The sequence below is a fragment of the Campylobacter sp. RM15925 genome, from assembly GCF_012978775.1.
GTDB lineage: Bacteria > Campylobacterota > Campylobacteria > Campylobacterales > Campylobacteraceae > Campylobacter_A > Campylobacter_A canis.
On record NZ_LIWP01000016.1, the window covers coordinates 20,493 to 36,670 of the forward strand.

Below are 16,178 nucleotides of genomic sequence, written 5' to 3' on the forward strand. Positions count from 1 at the left end.
TTTTAAAAGGAGTATAATGTCAATAACAAGTAGTAATGTAAGTTCGTTATATATTACAATGTTCAACAGAGCACCTGAAGGAGCAGGTCATAAATTCTGGCTTGATACTGCAAATGCAAACAAGCTGGATATAACTCAGCTTTCTCAAATGATGCTTGACAGTAAGCCGGCTAAAGAGTATTTCGCTGGCAAAGAGGCTAATGCCGATTTCGTAAATCACATCTATAAAAATTTGTTTAATAAAACAAGTGCGGAAGATGCGGAGGGCGTTAAGTTTTGGGTTGATAAATTAAATGCAGGCAATTCAAAAGCGTTTATAGTAACTGAAATGCTTAAAGCGGCAGCCAACAATACTTACACAAAACCTGAAGATATAAAAGCTCAAAATTTATTTAAAAACAAAGTAAAAGCAGCTGAAGCCGTATCAAAAGTAATTGCAGATGTTCCTGAATCAGGCACAATTCTTGAAAAAATTTCCGGATTTAATGCGATATTAAAAAACATCAAAGATACAAGCACTCCAACTCAAATAGCTCAAGTTATTAAACAAGAAGCGCTTAAAGGAAAATTAAAAATATCTGATGATAAAACAATTGCAGATTCTTTAAAAGCGATATTCCCATCATCGGATAGTGCGGCAATAGAGAAAGCCTTAAACTCGACTACAGTAGATACCAATATATATCCTTCCATACCAACACCTCCTGGCGGTAGCGGCGGTAATTCAGGCGGCGAAAGCGGTGGAAGTTCAGGTGGTAGTCCAAGCCCAAAACCTACTCCTGATGAGATCAAACAGCAAGAGCTTGATAAAAAAGCTAAAGAGGCGGAAGAAAATTTAAAAACGAAAGATGAAGCGTTAAAGCTAGCTGAACTAGAAAAAGATATAACCTATAAAACAGAAGACGTAATAAAAAATCATGCTTCCGGTGACAGTAAAGAAAAAGCATTAGAGTATGTCGGCAAACAGATAGAAACAGCGTCGACACCCGAAATAAAAGCTGTGTGGAAGACTGTTAAAGCAGAGATAGAAAAACTTTCAGCTACTATAACTCCTTTAGAGAAAGAGATAGTGACAGGCAAAGCTCTTGTGGCGCAAAAGAAAGTAGATTTGGCCAAAAAGGAAAAAGCAGTCGCAGAAGATGAAAATGATATAGCAAATTTCTTAGCCAAGGAAAAAGCTCTTGATGCCGCTGTGGCAAATACTACGAAAGCTCTTAAAAAAGCTGATTTTGATAAGACTGTAGCAAAAGCTATAGAGAATAACAAGGGCGGTACAGGAATAAATACGATTCAAGATGTGATTACGGCTGCAAAAAATGCATTAGCGACCGAAGAACAAAAAGCGGCAGCGGAGGCGCAAATCAAAGCTTTAGCTACTTTACTAAACTTAGAACTATCTGATAAAACGACAAAACGGTTCGTAGAAAAAACAAAAGAAAATTTAGATAAAGCAAATGATGCGCAATTGCAAGCAGACAATGCAAAAACAGCTGCTGAAAATGCAAAAACAGCTGCTGAAAATGCAAAAACAGCTGCTGAAAATAAGATACACGATGATAAGATTGCCGTAATCAAAGCAAATGTAGTTTTAAAGAAAACTGAAAAAGAATCCGCCGAAAACAACCACGCTATCAACCCGACACCTGATTTACAAAAGGCTAAAGAGGATGCTACAGCATCTTATAACGAAGCTCAAGAGAAAGCAAAAGTAGAAATAACTAAGCTATTGGCAGATAAGTTTAAAGCAGTTATCCTTGAAAAAGACGGAGATACAAATGTCTATAAGAGTGCCGATAATAAGTATATAGTCGATATAACCGGAGGAACAATAAATGACGGAAAAACACTTGTATTTGGAAAAGGTGATAATAAACTATATGAGATAGATCAAGAATCTGATGATTTAGAAGCAAATGCAACATTAAATAATAAAGTTGTGCTTGTAAAAGAATCCGATACTAAAGCGACCACATTTAAAAATGGAGCGGAAGAAATAAACTTCATACTTAAAGATGGCAAATTACAAGCGGCTTTTAAAGAAGCAGCAGGGTTTGTCGTTTCAGAGGATATAGAAGCAAGTTATGATAATTTATCAAAAGCTGAGATACAAGTCGATAGTTTTACTATAGACACTCCTAAAAAAGGACATAGCGTAGTTTTAGCTGGCTCTAAAGTAGGCGGAATAAAAATGGCTGCCGGAGAGTATGCATTAACAGATGCTGAAAAACCGGAGTTGGCAAGCATTGAAAGTATTACCGAAAAAGCAGTAGGTGATGTCAAATTCCCTCTAATTAACGGAAAAGTTGTAAATGGAACTATTGGTGCAAATACGATATTTGCAAACGATCAGAATAAGCTTGACGCAATAAAAATTGACACTAAGAAATACTATTTTAATAGTAATGATCAAGTAATAAAAGTAAAAGTAGGGGATGCAGACTCTGATCTTGTATATACTCTAAAAAATCCTACAGATTTTGCTATTGCCAAAAAGACTCCCGATGCCAACTTAAAAACATTATCAAATTTTGCAGAAAACAATGAGGCTAAATTTGTATTAGAGGGTGGAAAGCTTATGAAAATCCAAGTAAAAGATGGAGCTGAGCTAAATGTGAAAACTCCTGCGGATTTCGATCCTGCGCAAATAAATGCGGTTAAAATTGATAAGGTTATTATCTCCGGTAAGGAATTTACTTTAACAGCTGCTGCGCAATATCAAGATGCAAAAGCATACAAGCAAGTTGAAGGAAAAAACCTCCTGCTAAAAGGTGCGGAATATATTAATGCTACTGTTGAAGAGGACGGTAATAAATACATAACAACAGACGCAGGAGCCAATAAATATACTCTTACGGTTACTAAAGCCGATAAAAATGTGTATATAGAGCAACTTGAATCAGGTATAACCAAGACCAAAAACTTTAAAGAAGATGGAAATGCTATAAAAGATGTTGTATTTAAAGGAACTGAAGCCAATAAACAGGATAATATAACAATTGATGGTGCGGGCGCTACGGCAGAAACAATTAATAAAGCAAATCTTGATAAGGCAACATTTGATAGTATAGAAAAATTAACTATAAATCTTGACACTTTGCTTACTTCTAAGGAATTTGGCATAATCAGTGAAAAAAATATAGGCATATTCCTTGGTAAAAACATTAAAGTTTCAGATACTGAATCACAGGACGCAAAGAGTATAAATTTAACTAACATAAAATCATATGATCATAAGCTTACTTTAGATTTGGCTCAAAACAGAGGCGTTGATACTATTACGATTGGCAAAGTATTGGCTAAAGATAAGCTAGCTATAGTGGGCTTTGCTGCTGATGATAAAATAGATTTTAGAGCTTTAGGTGTAACTGCATCTACTGCAGAAAGCGCAATAGAATATAATTCTGATACTAAAGGATTTGCCGGAAATAAAATTTACAATGTATTGGCGGGAATTAATGAAACGGCAGACCAAATAAAATTTGCCGATTTTTTCACTGAAGCCGTCAAACCTTTTGATAATGGAGGCTTGAGTGTTTTAGCAGACGGAACAAAATCGATAATATCCGTAATAGGAAATAACGGCAAAACAGGACTTTACCTTGTAGATGTAAAGGGTGGTAATGGTCTTAACAATGATGACGATATCACACTGATAGGAGTCTTGGACGGTGTACTTAATTTAAGTGATGCCAATATAGTATCTTAATGCAAATTTTATAGACTCGGTTAAATCCGAGTCTATATTTTATAATCTATCGCATATTTTTTATTTTAGACATTTTTTGTAGATCGATTCTTAATCTACTTTATAAAATAATCCCCGTCAAAGCTTACAAGCGAGTATTTGCGCTCATCTCCAAGGCTAGTTACCAGCTCGTCAATGCCTAAAAACTCAAGGCTGTCCGCGCCTATAAATTTGCGCACCTCTTCGACGTTTTTATTTGCGCTTATCAGCTCTTCAAAGCTTGGAGTATCTATGCCGTATCTTTCAGGGTATTTTAGCTCGGGGCAAGCAGCTTTGAAATGCACCTCTTTAGCGCCCGCCGCACGCAACAGCTCTACAACTTTTTTAGAAGTGGTGCCTCGCACGATGCTATCATCTATAACGACTATGCTTTTGCCCTCAAGCACGCTTGACATAGGATTTAGCTTGAGCTTTACCTTAAGATCGCGTGTCTCTTGCGAAGGCTCTATGAAAGTTCTGCCTACGTAGTGGTTGCGCACTATGGCAAGCTCAAAGGGAATTTTACTCTCGTTTGCGAAGCCAAGCGCCGCAGGCACACCGCTATCAGGCACCGGCACTACGAAATCGGCTTTGATTTTACTTTTTTTAGCAAGTGCTGCGCCCATTCTTTTGCGGGCTTCATAGACGCTTTTGCCTTCTATTACGCTATCGGGGCGCGCGAAATAGATGTATTCAAACGCACAAATTCTAGGCTCGGGCTCAAAAAGTTGAATGCTCTCAAATTCGTCTTTGCCGTTTTCAAAGATTATCATCTCGCCGGCTTTTACGTCTCTTATGAATTTTGCTCCCACCAGATCAAATGCGCAAGTTTCGCTAGCTACGATATATCCGCCGTCTTTTAGTCTTCCAAGCGAGAGCGGACGCACGCCGTATCTATCTCGTATGGCAAAAATTTTATGTCGCGACTGAATTAGCAAACAATAAGCGCCTACAATCTTCTTAACCGCCTCTATAATGCGCTCTTTTAGGCTTTTGCTGTTGCTTCTTGCGATTAGATGAAGGATGTTTTCGGTATCCATATTTGATTGAAATATCGCTCCTTCATTAATAAGGGCTTCTCTTGTCTCGTCTTTATTTACCAAATTTCCGTTATGCACGAGCGAAATAGAGCCAAGACTATAGTTTGCGGCAATAGGTTGAGCATCGTCAAAAGATGCATTGCCAGCGGTTGAGTAGCGGTTGTGACCTATCGCCATATCGCCTTTTAGTAGCTTAAAACTCTCCTCGTCAAAGACTTCAGTGACCAGCCCTAGCTTTTTGAAAGTAGTGATTTGACCGTTGTCGCTTGCGCTTATACCACTGGCCTCTTGCCCTCTATGTTGCATGGCAAATAGCGCGTAATACGCAGTTTTAGCCGCATTTTTAGAATTTATTATCCCGACGATCGCACACATTTTTATCCTTTTGTTTTAAATTAATCTTTATAAATTTCAAGCACGTTGATATGATCAAATTTTATGAGATCTCCCGCTACAACGCTACCTTTGGTAAAAGGCTCATTATCCAGTATCCCGATAAAACAGCCGTCTTTTGCTTCATCAACCATAACCCACATTCGCTCAACTTGCGCAAAATCGCTATCCTCAAATCTAAAAATAAGCTTTACCAAATCGCCTTTTTTTAAAGCCGTTCGCTCATTTTTCGGCGGTATTTTAAATTCCTTGCCGAATTCTTTTTCGTATTCTTCGGTATTATCTAGGCTAAATTGTATCACTCTTAAAGCCCTAAGCAGTCATCAATGCCGTAAAGCCCGTTTTCTTGAGCGCTTATCCAGATGGCGGCTTTTATAGCGCCTTTTGCAAAGGTAGCGCGACTGGTTGCGGTGTGATTTAGCTCTATGAATTCTCCGTCGTTATAAAATCCCACCGTATGTCTTCCCACGACATCGCCTCCTCGCATGGCAAGCAAGGCTATCTCGTCTTTGCTTCTTGCTCCCACAAGTCCTTCTCTGCCGCTTACCATCACGTCTTTTAGCTTTAAATTTCTAGCCTCCGCCACGCGTTCGCCCAAAGTCATGGCAGTGCCGCTTGGAGCGTCTTTTTTGTGCCTATGGTGCTGCTCGACTATCTCGATATCAAATTCCCTAAGCGCTTTTGAAGCTATGCTTGCAAGGCGGTTTAGCACCGCAACCCCAAGACTCATATTTGTAGCATATAGGATCGGCATGGCAAGGCTTGCGCTTTTGAGTAAATTTGCTCCCTCTTCGCCAAGTCCGGTTGTGCCTACTACTAGCGGTTTCGGGTTAGTTCTGGCATAATTTATCAAATTTATCGCACCCTCTTTGATGGTAAAATCAATTACTACATCGCAGTTATCAAACAGCTCTTTAAAATTTTCGGTCACTATGACATCTTGCGGTAAGCTAAAATCAATCGGCTCTATCGTATAAGCGGCGGTTAGTTTTGCATCTTTGTTTTCTTTCAAGCACTCTATGATCATTTTTCCCATTTTGCCGCTTGCGCCGTGAATTCCAACTCTTACCATATCGCTTCCTTTTTGAAAATTTGATTGTAAAATTTAGCATAAAATTTATAAAAAGCTCATTTAATAACCACTCTTGCGTAATACTTTTTCCTATCTTTAAAAAAACTTCTTATATAATTTCGGTTTGTTTAAATCAAGGGAAAATAATGAGGAAACTTTTACTATTTTTATTGACGGCGGTAGCGGCTTTTGCTATGTCGTGGGATGCAAATATAACCAAAGGCGAGCTTGAAAACGGGCTTAAGTACTACATTAAGCAAAATTCTCTTCCAAAAGATACGGCTTACTTTTATCTTACGATTAGAGTTGGCTCAATCGACGAAAACGCAAGCGAAAGAGGCTTGGCGCACTTTGTGGAGCATATGGCGTTTAACGGAAGCAGGGATTTTAAGAAAAATGATCTGATTAGGAAGCTTGAAAGTCTTGGCGTGGTTTTTGGTGCCGATTTAAACGCTTATACGAGCTATGACGCTACGGGCTATAACCTAAAAATAAGCGTTAATGACGAGAATTTAAATGACGTTTTTAAAGTTTTTTCAAACTGGATGGATGGCATAAGCTTTGATGCTAACGAGCTTGAAAAGGAGCGGGGTATCATCATCGAAGAGGAGCGCTCAAGAAATACCCCTTCATACAGGCTTTATAAAGAGCAAGCAAAGCACTGGTACGCAAAAAGTGCTTATGACGGCAAAGAGCCAATCGGCGATATGGATGTGATAAGAAATGTAAGCGTAGGCGAGATAAGAGCCTTTTACGAGAGGCTTTATCAGCCTAGATTTATGGAATTCGTAGCTGTGGGGGATTTTGATAAAGGCAAGATAGAGCAGATGATCAAGTCAAATTTCTCAAGTGTTAAAAATACAAATTCCTATCTTCAGCCAAGCAGAAAAATCCCTGAAAAATCAGGATTTAACATCTATAACTATGATTCAAACGAAACCGGTTCGGATAGTATTAGTATAGCCTTTTTTGACGAGTATCTGCCAAGAGATAGCGAAGTAAATGCACGTAAAATTTTAACTCGCATGCTTATATCGCAACTTTTTTCAACGCTTTATGAAAAGAAGATGATAGATGAGGGCTCGTCTCTTCGTGCGGGATTTTTCTCCTCATCGCTTGAATTTAGCCAAAGCATGTTTAGCTTTAGTACAAATGTGATCAAAAACGACTATGAAGAAGCACTATCAGATATGCTTGGCGTGATAGAAGGGGTGAGGAAATTTGGCTTTAACGAGAGTGATTTTAATGATACGAAGATAAATTTAAAAACTTCCATAAACGCCAGATACGCTCAGTCAAAAACTAAAAAATCAGAAGATATGGCTAATGAAATTTTAAATTCTCTTGATGCGGGAAGCATCTTGCAAAGCGAAGCCGACTCAAGAAATTTAGCGCTTAAGCTTTTAGATGAGGTTACTCTTGATGAGGTAAATGCCGAATTTAGACGAATTTTAGCGCTTAAAAATGAAACGGTAAGTGTTTTTAGCGTTAAAAATTTCAAGCTTGAAAAGACTAAATTTGATGAGATAAAATCTAGCGCAAAGCCTTATGATACTCGAATTTCGTCTTCAAATCTTCCTAAAAATTTGGTAGATGAAAATATAAAGCCAAAAAAGATAGTTTCAAAAAGTTTTGACGAAAAGAGCGGTATCTTTACTCTTGAGCTTGAAAACGGCGCTACGGCGATCTTAAAGCCTCTTAAAACCAAAAAGGATCACATCACTTTTGCGGCGGTTAGCAAAGGCGGAGTTTCAAATTTAAGCGATCCGAAGCTTGGCAGATTTGCCGTGCAGGTTTCAAACGAAAGCGGAGCAGGGGAGTTTAATAACTATCAGCTGGCTAAAATCCTAAACGGCAAATATGTAGGATATGATAAACGTATCGATCTGCTTTCGCAAGGCTTTTACGGACAGAGTAATCGTGCGGATATCAAGTGGCTTCTTGAGGCGATTCATCTTGAATTTAACTCGCCGCGCCTTGATCAAAAGACGCTTGAGCAGGTTAAGACCGTCGCTACAGAGAGGCTTACTAAAAGAGAAAATTTACCAGAACACAAATTTAGCAACGAATTTACGAAATTTTTATATGACAATAACGAGCGCATGAGACCGCTTGAAAAGAGCGATATAGCAGCACTTGAGCTTGAGAGCTTAAAGCAAATCGTAAATGACAAATTTACTAATGCTAGTTCGTTTGATTTTATTTTCGTAGGCGATTTTGAAGTGGAGACTTTAGAGCCTTTAATCGCAAAATATATAGCCACTATCCCGGGCAAAAACAGCAAAGAGAATTTCGTAGATGACGGTGTGCGAAGCATAAAAGGCGTGCATAAATTTGAGCGCGATTATCAGATTACTCCTAGATCTGACGTGGTTATCAATCTTAAAAACGAAAGCGTGAAATTTTCGCAACTAAACGCCATAAAAGCTCAAGCTCTAAGCGCAGTCTTTAAAATGGCTCTTTATGAAAACATAAGAGAAGATAAGGGCGAAACTTATGGATTTTCAGTTGCGGTTAAGCTTAGCAAGGAGCCTTATGATCGTTCAAACGCAAATATATCTTTTACTTGCTCGCCAAAAAATACAAATGATGTGATAAGTGGCGTTAAGGCGATAATTAAGAAGCTAAAGAGTGAGGGCGCAACGAAAGAGCAGCTTGAAAACTATAAAAAATCAGCCATTTTGCGCATTAAGCAAACTCACGATCAGCCTGAATTTTGGCTTAAAAATATCACGGCAAATAGGCTATATGACAGCGAGCTTTTTGATCTTAAGTGGCAAGAAGATGCGATAAATTCGCTAAGCAATGACGATATAAAAGAGGCGGCTAGACTTTATCTTGATGAGAGTAACGAGGTAATTAGCGTTAATAATCCTAAATAACTAGCTTTTGAGTCCGGTGGATCGCTTTAGTAAATATTAAAGCGATCTTACCCGGCTTGATTTTATTTAAATTTAGCCTAAAACTTTTCGGAGTATATTTAAGTAAAATCGAGTAAAATTTGAGTTGCGCTTTTGCGCCTATCAAATAAGTTCTTACGGCAAATTTGAGCGTCTGGTTGCAACTAAAATTATCAAATTTTTAATTGCAATAGAAGCCAAATTTCTCTTTTAAATTTATAAAGAAATCCGCAAAATTTGAGTCGCAAATAACAAACAACGACTTTTGATGAAGGCAGATTAAAATGGAGCGAATTTGACCGAACTTGCTCGGTCAAATTTCAATTTTTAGTGTAAATTTTCTATGTAGCTTAGAGCCGAAAGAGCAGCCATTGCGCCATCTCCCGCAGCGCAAACTACCTGCTTAGGAGCGTCTATGCGGATATCGCCTGCGCCAAATAATCCAGGCACATTCGTTCTCATCTTAAGATCCACGATCATCTCACCGTTTTCGCTCATCTCACAAAGAAATTTGCCGTCATCTTGAAGCAAAATTTGATTATTTACGTTAAGTCCAACGAAGGTAAAAACCCCAGGCACTTTTAAGTCTCGCTCGCCTTCTTTGGTATTTAGTGTTAGTCCGCCAAGACCCATTTTATCGCCGTAAGCCTCTTTTATCGTGGCGCTTGTGACAAATTCGATCTTTTCATTTTTTCTAGCCTTTTCTACGGTTGTAGGAGCTGCACGAAATCCGTCTCGTCTGTGTACTAAATATACCTTTGAGCAGATATTTGATAGATAAATCGCCTCTTCAAGAGCCGTATCGCCACCGCCCAGAACGGCAACTTCTTTGTTTTTATAAAAAAATCCGTCGCAAGTCGCGCACGTACTTACGCCTCTGCCGAAAAATTCGTCTTCGCCCTTAAACCCGGCTCTTTTAGGCGTTGAGCCAGTAGCTACGATAACGGCTTTTGCGTTCATCTCCTTGCCGTCTTCAAGAGAAATTTTAAAGCTTCCGTCTTCGTTTCTTGATACTTTAGAGACGTTTGCCGCTTCGTGTTTAAGTCCAAAGTGCATGCACTGCTTGCTCCAAGTACTCATGAAATCAAGTCCGCTCTCGCCGGGGTTTTTTTGACCCGGGTAGTTTTCTATCTCAGAGCTTCCGGTTATCTGTCCTCCGATCATTCCTCGCTCAAACATTACGACATTCCCAAGCCCGCCGCGAGTGGCGTAAAGCCCGGCGCTTAGTCCTGCAGGACCGCCACCGATAATCGCTAAATCTAACATGATTTTTCCTTAAATTTTATTTATTTTTGAATCTTGTTTATAAATTTTATTATCCTGATGGATCACCTCAACACTACTTGGCAAACTTGTAATGTTTAGGAGATTCATAAGCTTTAAAATAGTATTGATGTCTGATGTTATATAGCTTAAATTTCCTTCATTTGCGAGTCGTTTTTGAAATATGTCTATAGCGACTATAGGCAAATTTTTGTTTGAAATTTCTAAAATTTCATTTAAGTTAGACATATTTGAACTAAATACGACAAGCAGGAATTTTTTCTCTTTAGGAGAAAAAATTTCACTTTTTTCGTAAAAGATCAAAGAGCTAAAATCTATAAATTTATACTTTGAAAATCTGTAATTGTTAAAAGCAAAGACCGAAGCAACTAAAAATGCACCGAAAAACGATGCGAAAACAGATGTAAGGGGGAAAGACACCCCCCGTCTTTTTGCACTCATTAAAGAAGTGAGTTGATTTTATCCGCGATTGCCTGTTTTGATTGTGCTCCGACCATTTGCTCAACTACTTCGCCATTTTTGAAAAATAGTAGCGTAGGAATAGAGCGGATACCAAATTCTACCGCCAAATCTTGCACTTCGTCAGTATTTACTTTACAAATTTTAGCTTTGCCGTCAAATTCCTCGGCAAGCTCATCTATAACAGGTGCAAGCATTCTGCAAGGTCCGCACCAAGGCGCCCAAAAATCTACCAATGCAACACCCTCTTTAGCTATGTCGAAATTTTCCGATGTTAGTTCTATGTATTTTCCCATCTTTTTCTCCTTTTGAAATTTGGTTGCAATTATACATAAATAAGTTTAAATTTAAGATAATAAGAAAAATTATAAGCTGATATTTTTTATCCAGTTTATTTTATTACTCTCAATTGTTATCAGATCAACCTGAAAATAGCTATTAAGACTATTTTTAAGCAGATAATAATCAACTGTTTTTAATATCTTTTGCATTTTAGAGCCGGTTAGCCTGTATGACGCTTCATAATCGCCTTGTGTTGCTTTTACCTCTACAAAATGCAAAATTTCATCTTTTTTGGCTATGATGTCTATTTCTCCGAATTTACAGCTGAAATTTCGATCTAAAATTTGACATCCCTCTTTTTGTAAAAAATCGCAAGCATCGCTTTCTGCGCTCTTTCCAAAAAGATATCCGCTAAGTCCCACTTAAGACTCAATCCTCATCATAAACGGCTCTTCTTTTACGAATTCTTGCTCTTTTAGTATTTTTACCACTCGTTTAACATCCGCTTCAAGGCTTGTATGAGTGGTAAAAAACAGAGTCGCGTCATCTTCTTTTTTGATGTGAGACTTTTGTAAGAAGCTATCTATCGAGAGGTTATTTTCGCTCATCAAATTTGTGATTTTAGCTAATACTCCGACCTTGTCTTCAACCTTTAATCTGAAATAATATTTCGTTCTTATCTCGTCTTGCTCAAGTAGCTCTGTTTGCATGATTTCAAGCGGGGCTTTGTATCCCAGCATCGGGAATTTGATCTCTCTTGCGATATCGATTAAGTCGCTTATAACCGCACTTGCCGTTGCGCTTCCGCCTGCTCCTGGACCATAAAACATAGTTTCATTTACCGCATCGCCGATTACGCTAACGGCATTCATCACACCATCAACCTTGGCTATCATCTTGTCTTTTGGCACAAGCGCAGGATGGACGCGAAGTTCTATCTTGTCGCCCACTCGTTTTGCTATGGCAAGTAGCTTGATGACATACTCAAAATCGTTTGCGAAAAATATATCCTCTTTTGTTATTTTCTCAATGCCTTCGATAAGGATATCTTCAGGATTTCCGTGCACGCCGTAAGCTATACTTGCAAGGATCAAGAGCTTGTGCGCCGTGTCAAATCCACCTATGTCAAACGTAGGATCAGCCTCTGCATATCCAAGCTCTTGAGCTTTTTTAAGCGCATCTTCAAATTTAACTCCGCCGTTCATCATGGAAGTAAGGATATAGTTGCTCGTGCCGTTCATTATGCCGTTGATCGATAGAATTTGATTAGCGCTCAGTCCTTCTCGCAGAACCTTTATGATAGGAATTCCGCCTGCAACGCTCGCTTCAAAGCCAAAAGGAGTATCGCACGCTAAATTTTGTAGCTTAAACCTGTGATACGCAAGGAGAGCTTTGTTTGCCGTTACGACAGCTTTGCCTCGCTTTAAAATTTCGCTCACCACGCGGTAAGGCTCGTTTACTCCACCCATAAGCTCTACATACACATCGATATCATCGCGATTAATTACGCTTTGTATATCATCCGTTAGCGGGATAGTCGTGTTTCTAGCCTTATTTAAATTTCTAACTACGCCTATAACGGGCTTTATCTCCTTGCCGCTTCTTGCGGTGATTAGTTTTTGATTTTTTATCAGTATGTTGGCAACTTCTGCGCCGACAGTTCCAACCCCCAGTATCGCTACGTTCATTAAAACTCTTTAAGATATTTTTTGATGTTTCTTGCCGCTTGTCTGATGCGATTTTCGTTTTCGATCATCGCAAGTCTTACATAGTCATTTCCCGCTTCGCCAAATCCGACACCCGGACTTACCGCGACGCAAGCTTTCGTAAGAAGCTGCTTAGAAAACTCAAGACTTCCTATGTTGCCGACTTGCGGAGGCAGTTTCGCCCAGATAAACATACTTGCACTTGGTTTGTGCATCTGCCAGCCTGCGTTTGCAAACGCATCAAGCATGATTTCGCGTCTCTTATCGTAAATTTGACGAATCTCTTCAACACAGCTTTGATCACTCTCAAGCGCGTAAGTAGCGGCAACTTGAATAGGTGTAAACATGCCGTAGTCAAACCATGATTTAATCTTTTTAAGTGCGGCGCAAAGGCGTTTGTTACCGCATACAAAGCCGACTCTCCAACCCGCCATATTATAGCTTTTTGATAAGGTGTAGCACTCAACGGCGACGTCTTTTGCGCCTTCTACCTCAAAAATACTCGGCGTTTTGTATCCGTCAAATGTAAGATCCGCATAAGCGATATCCGAGATGATATAAAATCTCTCTTTTTTAGAAAGCGCTACCAAGCGCTCGTAAAAGCTCTTTTCAACGGTTACGGTTGTAGGATTGTGAGGGAAATTTACTACTACGTATTTTGGCTTCGGTGAGCTTGAGTTGATGGTGTGTTGTAAATTTTCAAAGAATTTATTCTCGTCAAGCTCAAATTTTTCGTTGTAAACCAATGGCATTTTGGCGACATTTCCGCCTGCGATGATGAAAGCTTGCGTGTGTATCGGATATGCAGGATCGGGCACTATGGCGACATCGCCGGGGTTTATGATGGCGTGAGCAAGATGCACAAACCCCTCTTTGCTTCCCATTGTTGCCACAACTTCGGTGTCGGGATCTAGATTAACGCCATATTTTTTCTTATACCAATTGCAAATTCCAAGTCTAAGCTTATAAATTCCTTGAGATACCGAGTATCCGTGAGTTTTATCCTTTTGCGCGCTTTCGCAAAGCTTATCGACTATATGCTGAGGGGTTCTGCCTTCGGGATTTCCCATAGAAAAGTCGATAATATCATCTCCGTTTCTTCTGGCTGCCATTTTTATAGCATTAACTTCGGCAAAAACATAGTTTGGCAAGCGCTCGATTGTATTGAAACGAATTTCGCTGAACATAAATTCTCCTAATTATTGTAAGTAAATTTTAAGACCTCTTTTTATATTTTCAAGGCTATTTAAATCATCTATCGTTATATATTTTGCATTTTTTGGGATAGCTAAGTTTATTTTATTTGTTTTTTTGGAATTTCGTTTTTCATCGATAAGGTTTAAGTTTTTATCTAAAATTCTAACTAGAGCAAACCAGCTATCTCCAGCTTGAGCGCTTATGCTGACCTTTGAAGATCCTTTTATATCGATAAAATATGGCTCAAGCGGTTTTGAAAGCTCGATTTCCTTGCCTATTTCGACCGGAGTTAAATTTAGCGATGATTTTGAAATGTCTATCAAATACTTATAGCTAAATTCGCTTGTTCTTTCAATGCCTTCTATGAATGTGTTCGTCTCTTTTAAAGCCGTGTAAAGCGATCCAGGATCAAGCATAAATTTGGTATTTAGTCTAATGCCCCAAATTGCACTATCCGCATTTGCAAATTCCGTCGTTAAAATTTCATTATAACCCAGACGACTTAATGCGTCTTTTAAAATTTTTATCATAAGCAGCGGCGATTTTTGTTCGCTAATAAAAACTATATCAAGGTTGGCTTGATTTTTATATGAGAGTGTAAGAAGCGATTTTGACTTGAGTAAATTTGAAATTTTGGCTATATCGGCATTGCCGTTTTCGTCTATAAAGTCTCTACCGTCGCCAAACAGGCTCGCTACTTTTGAGCTCTCTGAGCCAAGCAGGCCGTTTGCTATGCTAACTACGTTTGAAGCGAAATTTAAAGTCGCCGCTATAGCCAATATGATAAATTTTCTTACCACTTTTTGCCCTTATTAAGCTCTACGAATTCGTCAAAGGTTATAAGGGTTATTTTGCCTTTTTCTACATGAAATCGCTTCGGATTTACCGCGTCAAATTTTATGTTTTCATCGCCTATGTTTAAAGTGATGTTTCCGTGACCTGTTACTATAAGCTGTTTTTTGTTAGCTTCTATTGTTATTGGTTTCTCGCTATTTAGAGTTTTTTTCTTACCGTCTTCAAGGTTTATGATACCGACCCAAACTTTACTTTTAGGAGTTATTGTAAATTCATCTACATTTGAGGTTAAGTACTCATTGGAGCCGTTTTCTGCCACGCTTGCATTATTTAAATTTGTGGCATTTGCTTCATCTTTTAAATTTGTCTCAAGTGTTTCTTCTTTTGTTGCTTTTTCTTCTGTTTTTAACTCTGCTTCTTGGGTTTTTGTATCATCTTTAAGCTCTGATGTTGTATTTACTTCTTCTTTTGCCGTTTTATCGGCGATGATTAAATCCGTTTCGGCTTGCTCGTTTATTTTTTCTTCTTTTTCGGATTCTTTTGGTTTTAAAGATGGTGAATTTGGAGTTAGGTTTGTGTCTTTTAACCCAAGGTTATTTTTAGCTTCATTTACTACTACGTTATTTGAGTAGCTTACACTGCGATTTTTATCTTCGAATAAATTTGAGATATTTCCTATGTATTTATATCCTTCAAAAAACCATATCGCAAAGCCGATTAAGATAAGTACGATGATCATCCAGAGCCATCCTCCCGATGATCTATGCCCATCTGCCGTGTATGCGGGAATTTTAGGCGATATTGTTATGGTTTTGTGCTTAACTTCTTCGCCGTGCTCCGCCATAAAGGCGTTGTATTCGTTTAGCCACTGCTCAAAATCAATATCGTATTCGCGCTTTAAAATTTTAACAAACCCATGCACATTCAGTCTTGCCAATTTTTCAAAATTTTTATCGGCGATATATCCCAAATGTTCCGCTTCGATATGTGTTTTTCTACTTGCTTCGCTTAGCCCTATCTCTCGTAAGATACTAATTTCATTCATTTATAATCCTATTGCAAATTATGGCAAAAGCTGCACTTACATTTAGCGAATCCCAGTCGTTTTTCATTTTTATGCCGACGCACTCGTCGCACTTTAGGATCGCTTTTTTTGGCATTCCTTCACCCTCGCTGCCCATTATTAGAGCCGTTTTTGAACCAAATTTCATCTCGTTTACGTTTTTGCCGCCACTTGCCGTCGCATAGAGCTTAAATCCGCTTTGTTTTAGCTCATTTAGCGCACTAAGACCGTCTTGGGCAAGTGCGATATCTATCTCGTATGCC

General features: G+C 38.7%; 14 protein-coding genes. 2 read left to right on the plus strand and 12 right to left on the minus strand.

Annotated features, from left to right (window positions below; all coding sequences use genetic code 11):
- Nucleotides 1-16 precede the first annotated feature (16 nt).
- Entirely contained in the window at nt 17-3,706 is a 3,690-nt protein-coding gene (locus tag CDOM15925_RS08820) for a DUF4214 domain-containing protein (protein ID WP_169943047.1), read from the plus strand.
- Nucleotides 3,707-3,801: 95 nt separating this feature from the next.
- On the opposite strand, the gene purF is transcribed toward CDOM15925_RS08820, so the two are convergent.
- The 3 genes from purF to dapB are packed head-to-tail and all read right to left on the minus strand — an operon-like array spanning nt 3,802 to nt 6,229.
- The gene (purF, locus tag CDOM15925_RS08825) at nt 3,802-5,139 is read right to left on the minus strand and encodes an amidophosphoribosyltransferase (protein ID WP_169943048.1); all 1,338 of its coding nucleotides are present in this window, start codon (nt 5,137-5,139) and stop codon (nt 3,802-3,804) included.
- A 20-nt stretch (nt 5,140-5,159) separates the two neighbouring features.
- Complete coding sequence (locus CDOM15925_RS08830; protein ID WP_211436719.1) at nt 5,160-5,459, minus strand: DUF2314 domain-containing protein; 300 nt, start codon at nt 5,457-5,459, stop codon at nt 5,160-5,162.
- Nucleotides 5,460-5,461: 2 nt separating this feature from the next.
- The gene (gene dapB, locus CDOM15925_RS08835) at nt 5,462-6,229 is read right to left on the minus strand and encodes a 4-hydroxy-tetrahydrodipicolinate reductase (RefSeq protein ID WP_169943049.1); all 768 of its coding nucleotides are present in this window, start codon (nt 6,227-6,229) and stop codon (nt 5,462-5,464) included.
- A 146-nt stretch (nt 6,230-6,375) separates the two neighbouring features.
- Between dapB and CDOM15925_RS08840 the strand changes: the two genes are divergently transcribed.
- Nucleotides 6,376-9,111 (plus strand): M16 family metallopeptidase, encoded by a 2,736-nt coding sequence (locus CDOM15925_RS08840; RefSeq protein ID WP_169943050.1) that lies wholly within the window; start codon nt 6,376-6,378, stop codon nt 9,109-9,111.
- Between the two features lie 345 nt (nt 9,112-9,456).
- Here the strand turns inward: CDOM15925_RS08840 and CDOM15925_RS08845 are convergent, their stop codons facing one another.
- The 9 genes from CDOM15925_RS08845 to CDOM15925_RS08885 all read right to left on the minus strand — a co-directional run.
- A complete protein-coding gene (locus tag CDOM15925_RS08845) occupies nt 9,457-10,395 on the minus strand; it encodes an NAD(P)/FAD-dependent oxidoreductase (RefSeq protein ID WP_169943051.1) in 939 nt (312 codons plus the stop codon).
- 9 nt (nt 10,396-10,404) lie between these two features.
- The gene (locus CDOM15925_RS08850; protein WP_349644345.1) at nt 10,405-10,833 is read right to left on the minus strand and encodes a hypothetical protein; all 429 of its coding nucleotides are present in this window, start codon (nt 10,831-10,833) and stop codon (nt 10,405-10,407) included.
- A 20-nt stretch (nt 10,834-10,853) separates the two neighbouring features.
- Nucleotides 10,854-11,168: a thioredoxin gene (trxA, locus tag CDOM15925_RS08855; protein WP_169943053.1), complete on the minus strand. Its 315-nt coding sequence runs from the start codon at nt 11,166-11,168 to the stop codon at nt 10,854-10,856.
- 69 nt (nt 11,169-11,237) lie between these two features.
- A complete protein-coding gene (locus CDOM15925_RS08860; protein ID WP_169943054.1) occupies nt 11,238-11,576 on the minus strand; it encodes a YraN family protein in 339 nt (112 codons plus the stop codon).
- Nucleotides 11,577-12,842, minus strand: a complete 1,266-nt coding sequence (locus CDOM15925_RS08865; RefSeq protein ID WP_169943055.1) for a homoserine dehydrogenase — start codon at nt 12,840-12,842, stop codon at nt 11,577-11,579.
- Nucleotides 12,842-14,047: an LL-diaminopimelate aminotransferase gene (locus tag CDOM15925_RS08870; protein WP_169943056.1), complete on the minus strand. Its 1,206-nt coding sequence runs from the start codon at nt 14,045-14,047 to the stop codon at nt 12,842-12,844. Before CDOM15925_RS08870 ends, CDOM15925_RS08865 begins: the two co-directional genes overlap by 1 nt.
- A 12-nt stretch (nt 14,048-14,059) precedes the next feature.
- On the minus strand, nt 14,060-14,857 hold the full coding sequence (locus CDOM15925_RS08875) for a hypothetical protein (RefSeq protein WP_169943057.1): 798 nt from the start codon (nt 14,855-14,857) through the stop codon (nt 14,060-14,062).
- Entirely contained in the window at nt 14,851-15,897 is a 1,047-nt protein-coding gene (locus CDOM15925_RS08880) for a phosphatidylglycerophosphate synthase (RefSeq protein ID WP_169943058.1), read from the minus strand. Before CDOM15925_RS08880 ends, CDOM15925_RS08875 begins: the two co-directional genes overlap by 7 nt.
- Nucleotides 15,890-16,178, minus strand: a 289-nt coding sequence (locus CDOM15925_RS08885; RefSeq protein WP_249934725.1) for a TrmH family RNA methyltransferase, incomplete at its 5' end; no start/stop codon positions are given. The genes CDOM15925_RS08880 and CDOM15925_RS08885, both read right to left, overlap by 8 nt.

What these genes read in the sequence shown, in the direction of transcription:
- CDOM15925_RS08820 (WP_169943047.1), top strand. Translation starts at nt 17, where the DNA reads ATGTCAATAACAAGTAGTAATGTAAGTTCGTTATATATTACAATGTTC.
- purF (WP_169943048.1), bottom strand. Translation starts at nt 5,139, where the DNA reads ATGTGTGCGATCGTCGGGATAATAAATTCTAAAAATGCGGCTAAAACT.
- dapB (WP_169943049.1), bottom strand. Translation starts at nt 6,229, where the DNA reads ATGGTAAGAGTTGGAATTCACGGCGCAAGCGGCAAAATGGGAAAAATG.
- CDOM15925_RS08840 (WP_169943050.1), top strand. Translation starts at nt 6,376, where the DNA reads ATGAGGAAACTTTTACTATTTTTATTGACGGCGGTAGCGGCTTTTGCT.
- CDOM15925_RS08845 (WP_169943051.1), bottom strand. Translation starts at nt 10,395, where the DNA reads ATGTTAGATTTAGCGATTATCGGTGGCGGTCCTGCAGGACTAAGCGCC.
- trxA (WP_169943053.1), bottom strand. Translation starts at nt 11,168, where the DNA reads ATGGGAAAATACATAGAACTAACATCGGAAAATTTCGACATAGCTAAA.
- CDOM15925_RS08865 (WP_169943055.1), bottom strand. Translation starts at nt 12,842, where the DNA reads ATGAACGTAGCGATACTGGGGGTTGGAACTGTCGGCGCAGAAGTTGCC.
- CDOM15925_RS08870 (WP_169943056.1), bottom strand. Translation starts at nt 14,047, where the DNA reads ATGTTCAGCGAAATTCGTTTCAATACAATCGAGCGCTTGCCAAACTAT.
- CDOM15925_RS08880 (WP_169943058.1), bottom strand. Translation starts at nt 15,897, where the DNA reads ATGAATGAAATTAGTATCTTACGAGAGATAGGGCTAAGCGAAGCAAGT.